Source organism: Vibrio sp. 2CM40D (assembly GCF_023161825.1).
Classification (GTDB): Bacteria; Pseudomonadota; Gammaproteobacteria; order Enterobacterales; family Vibrionaceae; genus Vibrio; species Vibrio alginolyticus.
This window is the reverse complement of record NZ_JALNTL010000003.1, coordinates 80,603-96,285: the sequence shown is the minus strand read 5'-3', so window position 1 is coordinate 96,285 and position 15,683 is coordinate 80,603. Positions and strand designations below refer to the sequence as shown.

Below are 15,683 nucleotides of genomic sequence, written 5' to 3'. Positions count from 1 at the left end.
AAGGAAAAGTTATGAAACTGTTCAACACCATCGCGCTCTGTCTTTTAGCGGCTGTAGCCTCTTTCCAATCGATTGCTGGAGACAACGATTGGGACAAGATTGCAGATAAAACCGTCAGTTTTAAATCGGAAACCGACACAGTCAATCCACTGTCACCATTTGCTAACGCTCGTTTCAGCCACATAAAAATCAAATGTACGCAAGGTACGGTCGATCTGAAAAGCGTTAAAGTAATCATGAAAGATGGTCAGGAAAAGACGTTCGACAGTTTAGGGGTTCTGACTAAAGGCATGTCATCAAGAAGCTTAAGCCTACCAACAAAAGATAACGCGAAGTTAGACAAAATCGAGTTGAACTATGAATCGGTTGGCAGCACTGCGCTGCAAGTCGCGGGGGTGACCAAAAAAGCGCAAGTGGAAATCTTAGGTAAGAAAATCGACGAGTAAGCGATGGCTCAACGAACTCACCCAAACTAAAAACAGCGGCACTAGGCCGCTGTTTTCATTAAAAAAATCGTCATGAATAACTAAATGAATTTCTTCAGCTTCGCCAAACCATAAGCAGCGATGGTGACACAATCTTTGATCGTACCGTCGATCATCATCTGTTCGAACTCCTCAACAGAAAAAGCGCGAGTGATCAAATCCTCTTCTTCACTGTCGAGTTGATTGCCCACGTCCGTTAAATCACTGGCGAAGTAGACGTGACATGTCTGATTCAAAAAGCCGTATGCGATAAACTGCGCGCCGACATACGCCATTGCGCTCGCCTGCATGCCCGTTTCTTCACGCAGCTCGCCTTTGGCAAGCTCAAGATGATCCGCATCTGGGTTTGATTCCCACGCCCCTTGTGGGATCTCCCAACAACGTTGACCTACGGTGTAACGGTACTGCTGAACCAAGTGAATCATCCCGTTATCGATAGCCAGAATCGCAGCACAATCAGGTTTGTCGACCACACCATAGATGCCCTCTGCGCCGCTCGGACGTAAAATTTTGTCCTCACGCACCGTCATCCACTTATTCTGGTAAACGACTTTGCTGTCTAACTGTTTGATGTCTGACATGGTTATTCCTTGATTTTTCTGAGGGTTACTGCGGAATAATACCCGATTCGGTTACGCCACCAAAATGTTCTTTAGTTCACTCAAAGACTCAACGGTGTAATTTGGTGCGATACGCTCATCGACGCTTGCGCCTGTGGTATTTAACCAGCAAGTTTCAATACCAAAATTATTACCACCCAGAATATCGGAATGCAGGTTGTCACCCACCATCAGTACGCGCGTTTTGCATGGGTTGCCCATTTGCTGCATCGCGTATTCAAAAATACCTAAGTCCGGTTTTGCTACGCCCACTTGTTCAGAGATCACTACTTTATCGAAGTACTCAGTCATCCCTGTACGCTCAAGGCGAATCGCTTGCAACTCTGTAAAACCGTTGGTGATGATGCCCATTTTAGCTTTGCCTTGCAGCGCTTCCATCAGCTCTTTTGCACCTGGCAACAAGCTGCAAATATCGGCCATTGCTTCTAAAAATGCGCTATTGAGATCTGCTGTTGTGGTATTCAACTTCTCAGCCCACTCGGTAAAACGCTTATGTTTTAGCTCATCTGCCGTTACTTTGCCGTCTTGGTAATCCACCCAAAGCGGTTTGTTTACGGTTTGGTAATGAGCAAAATCTTGTTCAGTAAAATCTACGCCTTTGCGAGAAAACATAAGCTGCAAACCTTTGAAAGCATCAAAGTGGAATAAGGTTTCGTCAGCGTCAAACAGGATCCAATCGTACTTCATTTTCTTCTTCCCAAAATCAAGGTCGTAATACTGGTGCATAGTCTAGATTGTTTTCTTCTTGAAGATAATCTCTATAATTGGAAATTAATTGTATCCTTGTGCTCAACAATAAATGCTTCACGATAATAGGAGATTGATGTGAACGCGATTGCCTCCCTGCCCGTTTTTGTTGCTGTTGTCGAATGCGGCAGCTTTTCCCTTGCGGCCAAACAGCTGAATCTGACGAAATCGGCGATCAGCAAACGCATCAACCAACTAGAAGACGATTTGGGCATTCGTCTCCTTAATCGAACTACGCGTAAGCTGAGCCTGACCGAAGCAGGAGAACGCTATTTTGAGTACGCTTCTCAAGCGCTCAATCTGGCCCAGCAAGGCGTGGACGCGGTATCGGAGCTGCAAGGATCTCCACAAGGTCGGCTCAAAATTACCGTGCCGATGTCTTTCGGTGTGCTGCATATCGCGCCTTTGATCAGCGAGTTTCTCGCTCGTTACCCGAAAATTGAAGTGGATTTAAACCTCGAAGACAAAATGGTCGATTTGGTTAAAGACGGTTTTGATTTGGGGATCCGTATTGGTGAACTCACCTCTTCCAATCTAATCGCAAAACGTCTCGCCCCTTGTAAAAGTGTGCTTTGTGCCTCGCCAGATTACTTAGCGGAGTTCGGCACACCACAAAAACCAAGTGATTTAGTCAGTCACAACTGCCTGCGCTACTCCTATTTCCGTGGCGGCGTCGAATGGATGTTCATCAACAACGGCAGCGAATACAAGGTACTTCCAAAAGGAAACTTTATCGTCAATAACAGCGAAGCCATTCGCCAGTTGCTGTTAAGAGGTTCGGGCATTGCGCAGCTGCCAACATTTATTGCAGGGAGAGACTTTGCCGCAGGAAATCTAAAACCGGTGATGGAAGAGTATTCTCTACCAGAACACGCCATTTATGCGGTTTTTCCTGAGCGCAAGCACATGCCGTTGAAAGTAAGAGCCTTTATCGATTTTATCAGCGAAAAACTCGGCACAGATTTACCTTATTGGGATCGTTACAACAGCCCAGAAAAATAACCATATTGATGATAAGTGAGTGAGATTTCACTACTGACATGTTCTGACATTCCATCCGCGTAACCTTATTTGGAACTCAACAGGCAATCCGCCAAACCAATAAGGAATCACAATATGGAAACCGTTATCGAAACTGTGCAATTTCGTCTAACCGCAGGCACAACAGAGCAAGACGTGATCGCTGCTGCCAAACAGTCACAAACGTTTGTGAAGAATCTGCCGGGCTTTTTGTATCGCTCACTCAGTCACGAAGCGACGGACGATGTGTGGACAGACATCATTTACTGGCGTTCAATGGACGATGCAAAACAGGCGGGAAAACAGATTAAGCAAGCCGTTGAATTTCAGCCTCTGTTATCAATGATTGACTGCGAAAGCTTCGAGCTTAAACATCACAACTTAAAAATGTGCAGTGAGCTAGAGAAGTAATCAGCCACACTACCACTAACAACCAGTAGGTCTAGATAAGGAACATCATGAGCAAATCAGAACGACTGTTTGAGCTACTGACGCTTTTGCGCGCAAAGCGTTACGCCGTGACAGCGAAAGAGCTCGCAGAAAGAATGGAAGTTAGCGAACGTACGATTTATCGCGATATTCAGTCGTTGCTCAGTTCTGGTGTTCCGATTCAAGGTGAAGCAGGTGTCGGCTACCTGTTGCAAGCTGGCTCTCATCTGCCGCCTTTGATGTTCTCAGAAAAAGAGATGATGGCGCTTGAACTGGGTATGCGGATGGTTCGAGCCTGGTCGGATGTTGAACTCGCCGAAGCGTCTCACTCTGCGTCCACCAAAATACTTTCGGTATTGCCCGATAAGCTCAAACAACAAGTGGAAGATTGTCCGCTGATTGTGCCCGATTATCACACCCAATCCGAGACTGCCAAACGAGGGCAGCTTCTGCGCCACGCGATTGATCATCAGTTTAAGGTCAGTTTGGATTACCAAGATGAAAGCGGACAGGTGACCGAGAGAAAAATCCAACCGTTAGGCCAGTTCTTTTGGGGCAAAGTCTGGACGCTGGTCGCCTGGTGCGAATTGCGCGATGACTATCGCCAGTTCCGCCTCGACCGTATCCAAGCACTGCGTATGCACGATGAAGAGTTTCAGAGTGCGGAAACCAAATCTCTCAAACATTATATTGCGCAGTATGAATCGAAAGATTGAGTGTTCTTCATCCTTCCATCACAAGGATTCTACATTGCTCTGCTCAATGCGAGATATTTGGAAAGGCACATTTAGTTAAACTAATGTTTCATTTTTAACAGATGCGCAACCAACCTAAGATCGTTAACTTAAGTAGCACGTCAACCACACCGGAGCGTGAAGCTATGAAAGTACTGATTCAATACACCCAAGCAGGGAAATATCGAGATCAAGCGTGGGAGTCTTTAACTCTTCGATCTAAAGGTGATATGCAGGCCGTTACCCCTTCTTATGCTGCCCAACTTATCGAACAAAGCAAAGCGACACTTGTGATGACAGAAGACGGACAGATCATCTTTCACTCCTAAATTCCATCAATCCTATGACGAAAAAGGCCTGCATTGCTGCAGGCCTTTGTATGAGTGAATTAAGAGTTATTTACTGGAAACTCACTGCCGTTGGTAGGCGATCAAGCATCTTGTAGTAATCACCAGCTACAGCGCCAATATCACCACGCAAATACGCTTGAATCATATTGAGATCTTTCAGCCAAAGTTCTTTGTCAGCATCTGAAGACGCCATGTACCCTGCGTACACATTGTCGACCGCGAACATCATGTCTTCGGCGTGATCGTTGTAAATCAAAAGCATCGCATCAGTGTAAGCTTCGAACGCTTTCAGCTCATCGTGCGCTTTACCACCTTTGTAGCTCAATGTGCCCGAAGTTGCATCGATGACCAAATCACCCGAAGTCACATTCGCTGTCGTAAAGTTGATGAAAGACTGGCTGAACGACAGCACACCTGCCGCGATATCCGCATCAATGGTTCGCTTCATTGCGTTGACCATTGGCGCATCCAGCAGCAATACAGGATCGTGGAACGCTGGGACAATCGCTGTTCGGAATGGCCCCCAAGCGCTATCGATGCTCTCTGCAACCTTGTTTAGTGTTGCATGCTCATAGCTATCTAGGTACGTTTTTAGATCGTAACCTTTGGACGTCACCAGTTGATTTGCGTAGTCGTAAGCCAGCTTGTTTGCTTTTGTTGCCACAAACTTCTCGCCGTCGATAACAAACTCAACCTTGTCACCCGCGATAATACCGTAGCGGTCTTGTTGCTTCGTAAACGTATCAAACTGAGATTGACCACGAGTCTTCACTGTGTAGTCGTAAGACTTCATTTGGCGCACACCCATTCTCAAGATGACATCGCCAACACGTCCGCGACCTTCTGCGCCAATATCAAGGAATCTTGCAATACCACGAGGCATTGGTGGTAGGGACTCCATTTGCTCAGTGATGTGTAGGTTCACGGTAACACCTTTTAGATTGGTGTATTCCTTACCGTCTTTACCCACCAATTTAACTGGCGTATTTAACGCATCATTTGCCACGATGTTGCCCATGATGTCTTCGTATTCAGCTTGCACCCCAGGGATATCAAGCAGCGATGCAAAGCTCACCTCATCGGTAAAACGGTTCGAGAATCGACGTGCTAAGAAGTGGCTCGCAAGCGCTTTGTCTGGCCAGTTACCCAACACAGACACCGCATTTGACCAAGGGTAATCCGGGTCAAAGCTACCAATTGAGTTTAGGAAGCGTCCATTCGCAGTTTCCGCAACAGCTATATAGCCCTCATCTGAATCTTCGATAAAGCGTGCTGCCAAATCATCAAAACAGCTGGCTGTTGAAAGATCGTAATCAGCCGGAATTTGGTGTGAGTTGTTGTCTAACAGTTGACCAAAAGAAATCACTTTTTGGTTGCCTGCCGCATTTTCTATCACACATTGATGCTCTGGTGTGCGCAAGATATCAAGGAAGAACGCCGCGGATTTTTTCGCCCCATTCGCATAATCACAGAACCATGAGTTATCGGCTTTGCCTTCGCTACAGTATTGAGGGTTTGAAGCAATGCGCAATAAGAAGTCACCCGGCTTATCCGTTGACGAAGTGTAACCCAGATTGGTGTACAGGTTATCGATGCGCTCAAGATCTTCCATCTTGTCACGGATAGCGCTCATTTCCATGTAACGGCGCACTAAGTAACCAGGATAATCGGACGAGAATAATCCCGTAGTCCCATATAACTCCAAGTTGCGTCGATCATAGCTATCGAGATAGTTCTGCCACTCGTAAGAAACAATTTCTTCTAGGTTTGTACCTTCGTCAAAACGGTTACAGTCGCTGTTTAGAGAAACGTTCCCATCGGTACAGAAATCGTAAGACTTACGCTCAATTTCATTCACTTTATCTAGGTAGTAAAGTGCGCCATAACGAGTTTTCGCATTCAGTTCTGGATCATCAGACAACGCAGCGATATCGAATCGGCTAAAGTCACAGTTGTAGAGTGATTTGCCTTTCTCGTCCCCCGTTAGCGCCTTCACTTCAGAACACACCATCAGCGATGTGTTGTCTGGATTGTTGCCAAACTTGTATGCAAAGCTTTGTTGGTAGGCTTGCTGATCAGCGAGGTAACGAGCATATGCCGCTTTGTCTTCATCGCTCGCACTGTCTGCCGGTTTCGCAACAGGTGCAGGAGCTGAACCTGAAGAATCTTGAATCGTCTCGACTTTACGGCCGTAGCCGAACTTAAACGCCGCAATGTCGTACAGACCCCAAGTTGGCGTTTCATCCAACATGCTTGGTGCGTAGTCCATCGTCGAACTGTAAGCAGGAATGTTGTTCAAACCAAGTTGATGCGCTTGCTCTAGCGTGTAGTAGTTCGCTTTGTCATTTGAGCCTTTAAAGTTATGGCGCAGACCCATGTTATGACCAAGCTCGTGAACAAGCGTATTGCTGTAAGTCGCAACCGTAATCGCATCTGCGGCTTTCACTTGCAACTCTTTTGGTAGGTATTTCCAACGCTTAAGCTGACGCGATACTTCGTTACCTGCGTCATCGAGTTTGATCTCAAAGTAACGCTCGTCATCCAACTTCAAGTTGTCCAACATGGCCTTGTTGGTTGAAGAAACCCACGACGCTTCGATTGGATAAACGTTGTTCTCTGCCCAGAAAGACAAACGGTTCTCTTCAGCTTCAACCACCTTTTCAAACTCCATGTCATCATTGAAGTTTTTCATTAGCTGAGTTGGGCTCTTCGTCGCTGCTTTTCCAGAAACGATGTCTTCTTTTGAAACGAGCGGCGCATGAATGTTTTCATCCGATTTCAGGCTCGCCATCGCCGCCATTGTAGAAAGCGCTTCAATTCTATCCGCAACTTCTGTTTTCACAGATTCGCTGCTGGTTGGCAATGGATCTAAGCCATCTAAGTCCAGTTGATTACGATTATAGAAACGCGCCAGGTTATCCCAATAGAAAGGCACACCCGTTCTTGCAACGCCTGCGTATTGGTTCACGTGGCCTTTGATGATTTCCCCCGTCATCGGGTTAGAAACCGACGGGCCATAGCCAAGCAGACCGTTCGCTAGAGGCTCGTCAATCAGGTTAATCACGTTGTAACGCAGATCACCTGGGTGAATACCAGCCGCTTTGGTTTTGTTCACAATCTCGATTTCAGGCTTGCCTGCATCCGCCCCAAATACATTCAGCGCGTGGTTCATCTTGTCGATCGATTGCAGCGTTGCATCCAAGAACAACTTGTTCTTCTCTTCAAAGAAATTGTCGCTCAAGTAATATTTGATAGAGCCTTGATCTGGGTTGAAACGATTGAGGTAAACCACATCACGGTCGTATTTATTCGTGACTGGGTTAAGCTTTTTCGTCGACGTGGTGAAGAAACCAATGTCGTTCTCATCACCCACTGGGTACAAGATCGGTTGGTAACCTTCGGTTGCCACTTCACTTTCGTGCACTAACGAATAGTAGAACCGAGATTTAAACGCGCCATCCACAAGCGCTTCATCCAAGCTCGCTTTCGTTGCAAAGTTGATGTAGTCAGAAATATTATCTAAATCGATACGGAACGTGCGCTCTAGCTCGAAATTGAGAAGACCGTTTTTAGGGTCAAAGTCCCACGAGATCAATCGTGGTGCGCCAATTTCATCAATGCCTTCGGTAATGCCATACAGATCTTCCATATTGAATTCTGCAATTTCGAGATCTTCAGGACGAGGAGTGAAGTGGGTTTTCTTCTTGTAGTTTAGGCTTGCGTCTTCGTTGGTTTCTTCTTTGTTGGTGCAATCACCATGCGCGTCTTCTTGACAGCGATACGCCGCAAAGTCACCCGGAATCGTCAGCACTTGCGCGAAGTTAACGCCGTCGTCGTCTGCGACAAATTTCTCTTCACCGCAGTAGTTATTAGCATCTTTGCTTAGATGTGCGTCTGGGTAGTTTTTATCGTAACTGCGAACTTCCAGACCTTCTTTGGTAAAACAAAGCTCAACGTAACGAGGTGAACCTTGCAAGAATGGGAATTGGTTAAGAGCAAAGCGTGGAGCGGCACCAGTCGTCGGAACGTAAAACCAACGACCGTCTTTAAGATCTTTTACTGCGACTTCTTTTGCATCTCTTTCGACATAGTCATACGCCTGATCATCTGCGCCACAGCCTGCAAGTGCGGCCGTTATTGCTGACACCAGAGTCAATTTTTTAAACATTATTTGGATATCCTTAATTGTTGTTATTTTCCTAGAAGGAGTAAGTCACTGTCACGATGTAAGACGCTTTCTCTTGATCCAACAAATCGATGTTGCCCAAGGTGCCTCGCTCTGCATCTTGATAGAAACCCGTTGATGATGCCGCGAGTAGCAATGACCAGCTTTCATCAAACTCGTATGTGCCGTACAACGCCCCCTCATACTGCCAACTGCTTCTGCGCGTACCTTGATAACTGATGCTGTTACCACCTAACGCCGTAATCCCCACTGCGAACGATTCCCACGACTTTTCCGCAACAGCAAACAACGAGTAAGTCCACTCAGTCAGCGAGCGTCCACCCATGGTTTTGTATTCGTGGAAATTTTTTCTCAGTCTTGGCGAAACCGAAAAATCGACGCTCCAAGCTGAAAAAGAGATCGGCACATCTAAACGAACCGCGGTGTGCAGTTCATCTTTACGAGATGTTTCTGAAGTTGGAATGGTGAGCTGACCCGCAACGCCGATTTTCCCTGTATCTCCAAAGCGATATAGGTTCGTGTATTGCAAGCCCAACACCGAATCTGTCGCGTAGGTGCCGACTTCATCTTCTAGGGCACGATAGCCCCCCGTAGAAAAATAGGCTTTTGTGTCGCTCGAAAAGGAATAAACGAGATCGCCTCCCCACGAGAAATTGCGGACAGAACGGTAGTCGTCTTTATCGTAAATGTTTGTATCGTAAGATAGGTAAACGGCCCCACTAAACTTACAAACAATACAGGACGTGTCTCCTTCATTTTGTGTAGATTCAGGCGTGCTGGTGCTATCAATTACACTCGTTTCCAACGCGAATGATGGCGCTGAAAACAGCGTACCCAACAACATTGCAAGCGGCGTCATCATCCACTTTGTTGTGTGCTGCATGTTTTGAAACTTCCATGAGAATTAAGTTTATTAGAATAAACTTAAAGACAAACAGATTATTGGGATGAAATTCCATAAAAATTCAGATAATCAACCCCAATAAACCTATCAACCATAAAATTACTCTTATGGTTAAATCCTTATTTAATTTTTTAATACTATTTATCTGAGTATTGTCGCGTTCTACTTTGCTTAAAAACGCACTTTAAAATGACTTTTTATAAACAAAGCCACTCACCACAACATTAAAGAAGCAGCAAAGCAACGCCATTAAAAAAAGTTAAAAGACAATTATTATCAACAATTTAAAATCAACAAAAACAGTTAAAATGAATGAGTCAAAATGTATAAGTTAAAATACAATAAAAATATAAGAACATCATTCCGTTTAATTTTAGTCGTTATTGTATTGAGAAAGTTTAATTTTCAATTTCTAAAATTGGTGGGATACACATAAGAGAAATCATCAAAACCATCCGTTGTTAATAATGAATTTCGCATTTAAAACAAAAGATAGAAACAAGATCAAATTCATGTTTTCTAATATATCGATTCAACCTTTCACAAGTTTGAATAGAAAACCAAACTTTCAGTCAATCTAAAAACAACAAAACATTCACCAAGTGAATATTCAAAAGATAAGTCAAAACTAAATAGCACATACGGTCAGCATATTTGTGAATTACTATTCATTAATTATTTTTTCATAAATTAAACATTAATGTGACCAGTTTCACACAATTGAACTGCGTACAACATAAAGTAAACGAAATTTAAGTGTTTACTGACTCAAAACGTGTCGATAGAACAGAGGTTAAACATCGAGCTGAAACACGTATTTCCCACCAAAATTTATTATACATAGCAGTGAGTTACCTGCATCCAAGCGGTTAAAATGCGTACTGATGTGACTCACTTTTGAGAGAGGAACATAAGAAGAGCAAAAGCACTAAAAGAGGATAATGCGATTTGAATAACCAGTGCTTCAAACCGCACTTATGAACTTATGCAGAGAAAGAAAGACTATCAGTTACTGTTGAATGGTTTTATGACCACAGTTTTCGCAGATCAAGTGACGTTCAAATTCATCCATAGAAGCAAGGAAGGCGCCGAACACTACACTTTTGAGAAAGCCAGCGATGAACTCTTTCTTGTTGCGATTTTTATCGCCTTCATAGCCACTTTTCTTTCTAACTAACACCACGACATGATGCGTTTCTACCCCACATGTAGGGCACATGAGGACTTCTGTCTTGTTCGACATCTTGGACTCCTTGACGAATTATCCCTTTCTGATGGCATGATTCTCTTACGCCCGTAAAGCGAGTCATCATGCCATCACTATCGATTCTTACTCTTCTTCGTTGAGACGACGAATCAACTTAGCTGGCGTGCCTCCGTATAGACAATCTGGCGGCACATCATGGTTGACTACCGAGTTCGCTGCAATCACCGAGCGAGCGCCAACTGTTACACCTTGGTTAATAACGGAGTTACCGCCAATCCACACATCATCTTCAATCGTGATGGGTTTACAAAACGTTTCCCAACGTCGGCGACTGCGGTAATCAACAGAATGAGAAGCGGTATAAAATTGCACGCTCGGTCCAATGAGCACGTGGTTCCCGATGGTAATTTTGGCACCATCGAGCATGACCACGTTCATGTTGATAAAGGTTTCTTCACCTATTTCGATGGTCTTACCAAATTCACAATGAAAAGGGGCCTGGACAATACAACGGCCTACCTTGCCAAATAGCTGCTTTTGCAATTCGTCGCGCTGACTTTCGTCGGTGTTATTATTGAGCGCTCTAAGTGCTTGAAGAGCATGGCTTCTAATGGCGTCAATTTCTTTGTCCATGCCATCAAAGACCTGGCCAGACATCATTTTTTCTAGTTCTGTCACTGGAAGACTCCTACAACCTGCAATTACTGCTTTCAGATTCTTCACAACGTACGTGAACTGCGAAATAAAAAAAGAGAAAAGCCCGGACTTTTCTCTTTCCTGTTTTTATATTTTGTGGAGTCTGTCGGCTTACACAATTTCCCAGCTGTGGGTCATCTCAACACCTTCACCTAGCATTAAGCAAACCGAGCAGTATTTTTCTAGCGAGTCAGCCGCCACTTTTGCTACGACTTCTGGGTCAAGCTCGTCACCTGACACTTCAAAGTGGATATTCACTTGCGTAAAGATACGCGGCGCGGTTTCACGACGCTCTGTGGTTAGCTTGGCATTAACTGACGAAACCTTTTGGCCTGCTGTTTTCAAACCATCAACAACATCGACAGAGCTACAGCCACCAGCAGCCATTAGTACCATTTCCATTGGTGAGAAATAAGTACTGTCACCACTTGCCATTATAATCTCTTGATTTTTATCTGTTTTACCAACAAATTTTAAATCTTCAATCCACTTAACTTCTGCTTTCATAACTCAATAATCTCGATAAAATGCATTTTTTAACAATCTGATTATATCCGTATATGACAGATAAGAAAAAGCCATACCGAGGAATAGCTTTTCATGTTTGGTAGTAAGAAGACGTGTAACTACTATTGAAACTTAGAAAGGAAAGCCTATTGAACAAATCGGTAGCAGATTGCTACTAAACCGCGTCTGGCATTGAGCAACAAATCGAGCAGGAAAGCTTGTATGAACTTTGGCAAACTTGAGCAAGATTCTGGAAAATAAATGCAACTTAGTGCATCATTGCTGAAAAAATCAGGGTGTCGCATCTATGATCAAAGAATGGGAAGGAATAATCAAAGTCACTGGAGCTGTTGGTTTAGTAGGGTTGTTATTCGCCCTGTTAATGCGACACTTCTTTAGTGAGCAAATTATATCTTTACTCGGTTCGGACAGAGTTTTCTTCATAATCATAGCACTTGTAGCTATATTCTTTATTTTAATGATAATTGCTCTATTGAATCGTTCAAGTTCAGTAAATGAACCAAACAACACTACGAGTCCGACCAAGAAAGAGGTAATTGTCACATACAGAGACAATGCTAATCACAACGGAGACAATAAGTTCTAATTATGGCTCAATCGATTAGTGTCACTTATGAAAATGAAGCTCAACACAATGGCAATAATATTTTTGTTCAACTTACATCGTTGGAGCAAGCTATTGAGCAAATCAAAACTAACTTAGGCGATTGTACTGAATCTGTTGCAATTATTGAGGATTTAGCTGATTACATCACGGATTTTCCTTCTCGTGAAGTTATCGGTCTTGAGAAGAAACTTGATAATGGCGGACGAAAAGAATTGAAAGACCGCGCTGTTCTACTCAAAAGTCGCTTCGAACGGAGAGTTGCTAAAAATCAGATGTCTTTATCCGAACAACACGTTTACATACAAATTCTTTCTGCTATTAGCACTATTTGGCACTCAAAAATAGCTCCATTAATAGAGAACAACGCTGCTACAAACCAAATAGATCAGACTATATTTGATGAATTGGTAGAACCAATACACAAAGCAATTGTGAGATATGATACGCTAATAACAACCGATTTAGTTAGTGGTATGCTCTACTTCCTGACTGGAAAGTGTCATATTCAGTGGAGCAAGCAATGTTAATGTATCATCCAGCTCAAGATATAAACCACTGTTTATATCGATTAATATTAATATTGGAATTATCCGAGAAAGACTCAATCAACATCGAAACATATCGTGTCATGGATTTTTATACACTTTTCCCTCACCTATTAAAGATGATAAAACCATTACCCAATGAATTACGTTCATATCGAGAAGCTTTCAATAAAATCAAAGAACCTTTTGAAGCGATAAAAAACACAAAGAGAGTAATGTTTGAGTTGGAAAACTTCCAGTCAATTTGTATTCAAAACCTGATCGCAAAAGGGTTACTGGATAAAAAATCTTTCACAGATGGTCAGTTAAAGATTAATAGCGCAAACATACCAAAATCCTTAAAAGATTCAATTAACAATTCAAAGTTATCCGATGAATGTTGGTTCAAGGCCATAATAAATCACCTTCCTGATATTTCATTCAATGGAAAAAAAGGATTGAAAGCTCGTTCAGGACTTATGGAATTTAGATATGATTTGGAGAAATCATGAGTTTATCAAAGCTATTTATAAATAGATTAGTGGTACATGGTTCTGGGAAAATTGTCTACGATCAAAAGTTTCACCTTGGCGTCAATATTATTAGAGGGAAAAATGGCACAGGTAAATCTACGATTATGGATTTGCTCAATTATGGACTTGGCGCTGAAATTACAGAATGGACTGAACATCAAATACAATGTGATTGGGTTGCACTGGAAGTAACTGTTAATGGTCATATTGTGACCTTAAAAAGAGATATAACCCCTACAGGTCAAGAAAAGGTACTGTTCTTTGATGGAGAAATGGCATCTGCTCTTAAAGACCATGAACGTTGGACCAGATACGGAATGCGTAGAAGCGGCGACACACATAGCTTCTCTCAGCACATGTTTGAATTGTTAAATATGCCTCGCCATCAAACTGATGACAGTAAAAATTTAACCATGCATCAGATTCTTCGATTAATCTACGTTGACCAACTTTCTGCTCCACAAAAGCTTTTAAAAGAAGACACTAAGTTTGACAATTTGACGATTCGAAGAGCTATTGGTGAATATCTTTTAGGCATTGATACTCTTGACGCATATAACTTAAGACAGGAATTAATTGAAGCAAACAGAGAATTTGAAAAATTCAATGCCGAGTTAAATTCCATTTATAGAATGTTTGGTCATAAAGAGAACTTAGTTAACTTATCGTCGCTAAATAGCGATATTGAAGCGGTAAAACAAAACATTGTCGATTTAGAAAATAAACGCTTAGAAATAAAGAGCACACCATCAGCCGAGGTTTCGATAGACACATCCAAACGAATTAGAGAGCTTGTATCTAAAATTGAAGAACTATCGAATAAATTGAGTAAATATTCAGCTAATAGATTGGAAACACAAGTAGAGCTTAATGAAACAACGCTATTCCTTCGCTCATTGGAACAACGTAAATCGGCTCTTGGCGAGTCTCAGGTAACATATAACTCCCTTGGTACTATCACTTTTAAATACTGTCCTTCCTGCCTTGAACCATTGGAAAGTGCAGGTAGTGATAATTGTGGTCTTTGCAAATCACCAAAACATAATTCAGAAAAAGACTTTGCATATTCACAACTACTTAATGAACTCAACTTTCAAATCAGTGAAAGTAAAAAGTTAATTAAAAGCTTTGAGGATGATTTATTAACAATTGACTCTCAAACTCCTTTAATAAAACAAGAACTAAATGCACTAAAATCAGAGTTAAAAGAAATAAACTCATCAACTGATGAAAAAGAGGCAGAACTCCTTAAAATATCAACCGAAATAGGCTTTAAACAAAGCCAAGTCATTTCATTAGAAGAGAAGCGAGAACAAGTATCTAATGTAGATAACCTACAACGTAAAAAAGTATTAGCACAGAATAAGATCAATGAGCTTCAAGAAAAATTAGATACGATATCGGCTCGGCAAGAGCAAAGATATGTCTCTGTTTATGAGGGTATTGAATCAAAGGCCAAAGAGTTACTAAAAGCTGACGGTGGCTACGAAGGTGCTTTTGATGATCCAGATGACATCGTTTTTGATTTTTCTAAAGACAAAATGTATGTGAATGGAAGAAACAAATTTTCTGCAAGTTCAATGGTAGTGCTGAAGAACAGTATAAGATTCTCCATATTCTCTCAATCTGCCGATGATTCTTACTCTCGCTTTCCTAACCTAATCCTCATGGATAATATAGAGGATAAAGGAATGGTTGTTGAGCGAAGTCAGAACTTTCAACGCCAAATGGTCGAGGTATGTAATACCATCAAAAATGACTTCCAGTTGATATATACCACTTCTATGATCGCCAGCGAATTAGAAGGTACAACAATGTGTGTAGGTCCTTTTTATGAAAAAGGCTCTCATACGCTTGAGTTCTGATTACGGTAGAGTGCTACTTAGAAAAATCTGAGTAGCACGATTAGATAAACGATGATCTTACTGTAACTGCAATCACTTTTTGAAATACAACATTAACAAGCCTATGTTAAATTACTAAAGAGTAACGATCTCCATTGATGAAACAATTGTACTATCGCCTGCGCCAAAGGTAATTTCTTGTTTTATCAACTTTACCAATGAATTTTAGATCTTCAATCCACGTTACTTCTGCTTTCATCTTGCCTGAA

The 15,683-nt window shown here is 42.4% G+C and carries 16 protein-coding genes; 9 read left to right on the top strand and 7 right to left on the bottom strand.

Features of this window, described 5'->3' with window-relative positions; genetic code table 11:
- Positions 1–11 precede the first annotated feature (11 nt).
- Positions 12–446, top strand: a complete 435-nt coding sequence (locus tag MTF70_RS07010) for a hypothetical protein (protein WP_005374106.1) — start codon at positions 12–14, stop codon at positions 444–446.
- Between the two features lie 80 nt (positions 447–526).
- Here MTF70_RS07010 and MTF70_RS07005 read toward each other — a convergent pair whose 3' ends face one another.
- Together MTF70_RS07005 and yjjG are read right to left on the bottom strand one after the other, a co-directional pair.
- Positions 527–1,066 carry an NUDIX hydrolase gene (locus MTF70_RS07005; RefSeq protein WP_020834877.1) on the bottom strand — a complete coding sequence of 180 codons (540 nt, stop codon included), beginning with the start codon at positions 1,064–1,066 and terminating at the stop codon, positions 527–529.
- 51 nt (positions 1,067–1,117) lie between these two features.
- Positions 1,118–1,792 carry a pyrimidine 5'-nucleotidase gene (yjjG, locus tag MTF70_RS07000; RefSeq protein ID WP_005374109.1) on the bottom strand — a complete coding sequence of 225 codons (675 nt, stop codon included), beginning with the start codon at positions 1,790–1,792 and terminating at the stop codon, positions 1,118–1,120.
- A gap of 138 nt (positions 1,793–1,930) precedes the next feature.
- On the opposite strand from yjjG, the gene MTF70_RS06995 reads away from it, so the two are divergent.
- The 4 genes from MTF70_RS06995 to MTF70_RS06980 all read left to right on the top strand — a co-directional run bounded on the left by MTF70_RS06995 (position 1,931) and on the right by MTF70_RS06980 (position 4,364).
- Positions 1,931–2,854, top strand: coding sequence for a LysR family transcriptional regulator (locus MTF70_RS06995; RefSeq protein WP_005384329.1), 924 nt, complete (start codon positions 1,931–1,933; stop codon positions 2,852–2,854).
- A 114-nt stretch (positions 2,855–2,968) separates the two neighbouring features.
- Positions 2,969–3,283 carry a hypothetical protein gene (locus MTF70_RS06990; protein WP_005497913.1) on the top strand — a complete coding sequence of 105 codons (315 nt, stop codon included), beginning with the start codon at positions 2,969–2,971 and terminating at the stop codon, positions 3,281–3,283.
- A 47-nt stretch (positions 3,284–3,330) separates the two neighbouring features.
- Positions 3,331–4,017 (top strand): YafY family protein, encoded by a 687-nt coding sequence (locus MTF70_RS06985; RefSeq protein WP_005374113.1) that lies wholly within the window; start codon positions 3,331–3,333, stop codon positions 4,015–4,017.
- Between the two features lie 164 nt (positions 4,018–4,181).
- Positions 4,182–4,364: a hypothetical protein gene (locus MTF70_RS06980; RefSeq protein ID WP_005393690.1), complete on the top strand. Its 183-nt coding sequence runs from the start codon at positions 4,182–4,184 to the stop codon at positions 4,362–4,364.
- 70 nt (positions 4,365–4,434) lie between these two features.
- Here MTF70_RS06980 and MTF70_RS06975 read toward each other — a convergent pair whose 3' ends face one another.
- The 5 genes from MTF70_RS06975 to MTF70_RS06955 form a co-directional block, all read right to left on the bottom strand.
- Positions 4,435–8,553 carry a M66 family metalloprotease gene (locus MTF70_RS06975; protein ID WP_025768042.1) on the bottom strand — a complete coding sequence of 1,373 codons (4,119 nt, stop codon included), beginning with the start codon at positions 8,551–8,553 and terminating at the stop codon, positions 4,435–4,437.
- Between the two features lie 31 nt (positions 8,554–8,584).
- Entirely contained in the window at positions 8,585–9,454 is an 870-nt protein-coding gene (locus MTF70_RS06970) for a hypothetical protein (RefSeq protein WP_025768043.1), read from the bottom strand.
- 1,030 nt (positions 9,455–10,484) lie between these two features.
- Positions 10,485–10,718 carry a hypothetical protein gene (locus tag MTF70_RS06965; RefSeq protein ID WP_005497910.1) on the bottom strand — a complete coding sequence of 78 codons (234 nt, stop codon included), beginning with the start codon at positions 10,716–10,718 and terminating at the stop codon, positions 10,485–10,487.
- A gap of 87 nt (positions 10,719–10,805) precedes the next feature.
- Positions 10,806–11,360 carry a sugar O-acetyltransferase gene (locus MTF70_RS06960; RefSeq protein WP_042523386.1) on the bottom strand — a complete coding sequence of 185 codons (555 nt, stop codon included), beginning with the start codon at positions 11,358–11,360 and terminating at the stop codon, positions 10,806–10,808.
- A 129-nt stretch (positions 11,361–11,489) separates the two neighbouring features.
- Positions 11,490–11,885 (bottom strand): OsmC family protein, encoded by a 396-nt coding sequence (locus tag MTF70_RS06955; RefSeq protein WP_137282854.1) that lies wholly within the window; start codon positions 11,883–11,885, stop codon positions 11,490–11,492.
- 307 nt (positions 11,886–12,192) lie between these two features.
- On the opposite strand from MTF70_RS06955, the gene MTF70_RS06950 reads away from it, so the two are divergent.
- The 4 genes from MTF70_RS06950 to MTF70_RS06935 are packed head-to-tail and all read left to right on the top strand — an operon-like array spanning position 12,193 to position 15,435.
- A complete protein-coding gene (locus MTF70_RS06950) occupies positions 12,193–12,492 on the top strand; it encodes a hypothetical protein (protein WP_038151902.1) in 300 nt (99 codons plus the stop codon).
- A gap of 2 nt (positions 12,493–12,494) precedes the next feature.
- Complete coding sequence (locus MTF70_RS06945; protein WP_248393921.1) at positions 12,495–13,040, top strand: ABC-three component system protein; 546 nt, start codon at positions 12,495–12,497, stop codon at positions 13,038–13,040.
- A complete protein-coding gene (locus MTF70_RS06940) occupies positions 13,034–13,549 on the top strand; it encodes an ABC-three component system middle component 5 (RefSeq protein ID WP_069540689.1) in 516 nt (171 codons plus the stop codon). Before MTF70_RS06945 ends, MTF70_RS06940 begins: the two co-directional genes overlap by 7 nt.
- Positions 13,546–15,435, top strand: a complete 1,890-nt coding sequence (locus MTF70_RS06935) for an ATP-binding protein (protein ID WP_248393919.1) — start codon at positions 13,546–13,548, stop codon at positions 15,433–15,435. Before MTF70_RS06940 ends, MTF70_RS06935 begins: the two co-directional genes overlap by 4 nt.
- Positions 15,436–15,683 lie beyond the last annotated feature (248 nt).

Excerpts from the sequence above, each read along its gene's own strand:
- MTF70_RS06935 (WP_248393919.1), top strand. The coding sequence starts at position 13,546 with ATGAGTTTATCAAAGCTATTTATAAATAGATTAGTGGTACATGGTTCT.
- MTF70_RS06975 (WP_025768042.1), bottom strand. The coding sequence starts at position 8,553 with ATGTTTAAAAAATTGACTCTGGTGTCAGCAATAACGGCCGCACTTGCA.
- MTF70_RS06970 (WP_025768043.1), bottom strand. The coding sequence starts at position 9,454 with ATGCAGCACACAACAAAGTGGATGATGACGCCGCTTGCAATGTTGTTG.
- yjjG (WP_005374109.1), bottom strand. The coding sequence starts at position 1,792 with ATGAAGTACGATTGGATCCTGTTTGACGCTGACGAAACCTTATTCCAC.
- MTF70_RS06955 (WP_137282854.1), bottom strand. The coding sequence starts at position 11,885 with ATGAAAGCAGAAGTTAAGTGGATTGAAGATTTAAAATTTGTTGGTAAA.
- MTF70_RS06950 (WP_038151902.1), top strand. The coding sequence starts at position 12,193 with ATGATCAAAGAATGGGAAGGAATAATCAAAGTCACTGGAGCTGTTGGT.
- MTF70_RS06965 (WP_005497910.1), bottom strand. The coding sequence starts at position 10,718 with ATGTCGAACAAGACAGAAGTCCTCATGTGCCCTACATGTGGGGTAGAA.
- MTF70_RS07010 (WP_005374106.1), top strand. The coding sequence starts at position 12 with ATGAAACTGTTCAACACCATCGCGCTCTGTCTTTTAGCGGCTGTAGCC.
- MTF70_RS07005 (WP_020834877.1), bottom strand. The coding sequence starts at position 1,066 with ATGTCAGACATCAAACAGTTAGACAGCAAAGTCGTTTACCAGAATAAG.
- MTF70_RS06940 (WP_069540689.1), top strand. The coding sequence starts at position 13,034 with ATGTTAATGTATCATCCAGCTCAAGATATAAACCACTGTTTATATCGA.
- MTF70_RS06980 (WP_005393690.1), top strand. The coding sequence starts at position 4,182 with ATGAAAGTACTGATTCAATACACCCAAGCAGGGAAATATCGAGATCAA.
- MTF70_RS06985 (WP_005374113.1), top strand. The coding sequence starts at position 3,331 with ATGAGCAAATCAGAACGACTGTTTGAGCTACTGACGCTTTTGCGCGCA.
- MTF70_RS06990 (WP_005497913.1), top strand. The coding sequence starts at position 2,969 with ATGGAAACCGTTATCGAAACTGTGCAATTTCGTCTAACCGCAGGCACA.
- MTF70_RS06945 (WP_248393921.1), top strand. The coding sequence starts at position 12,495 with ATGGCTCAATCGATTAGTGTCACTTATGAAAATGAAGCTCAACACAAT.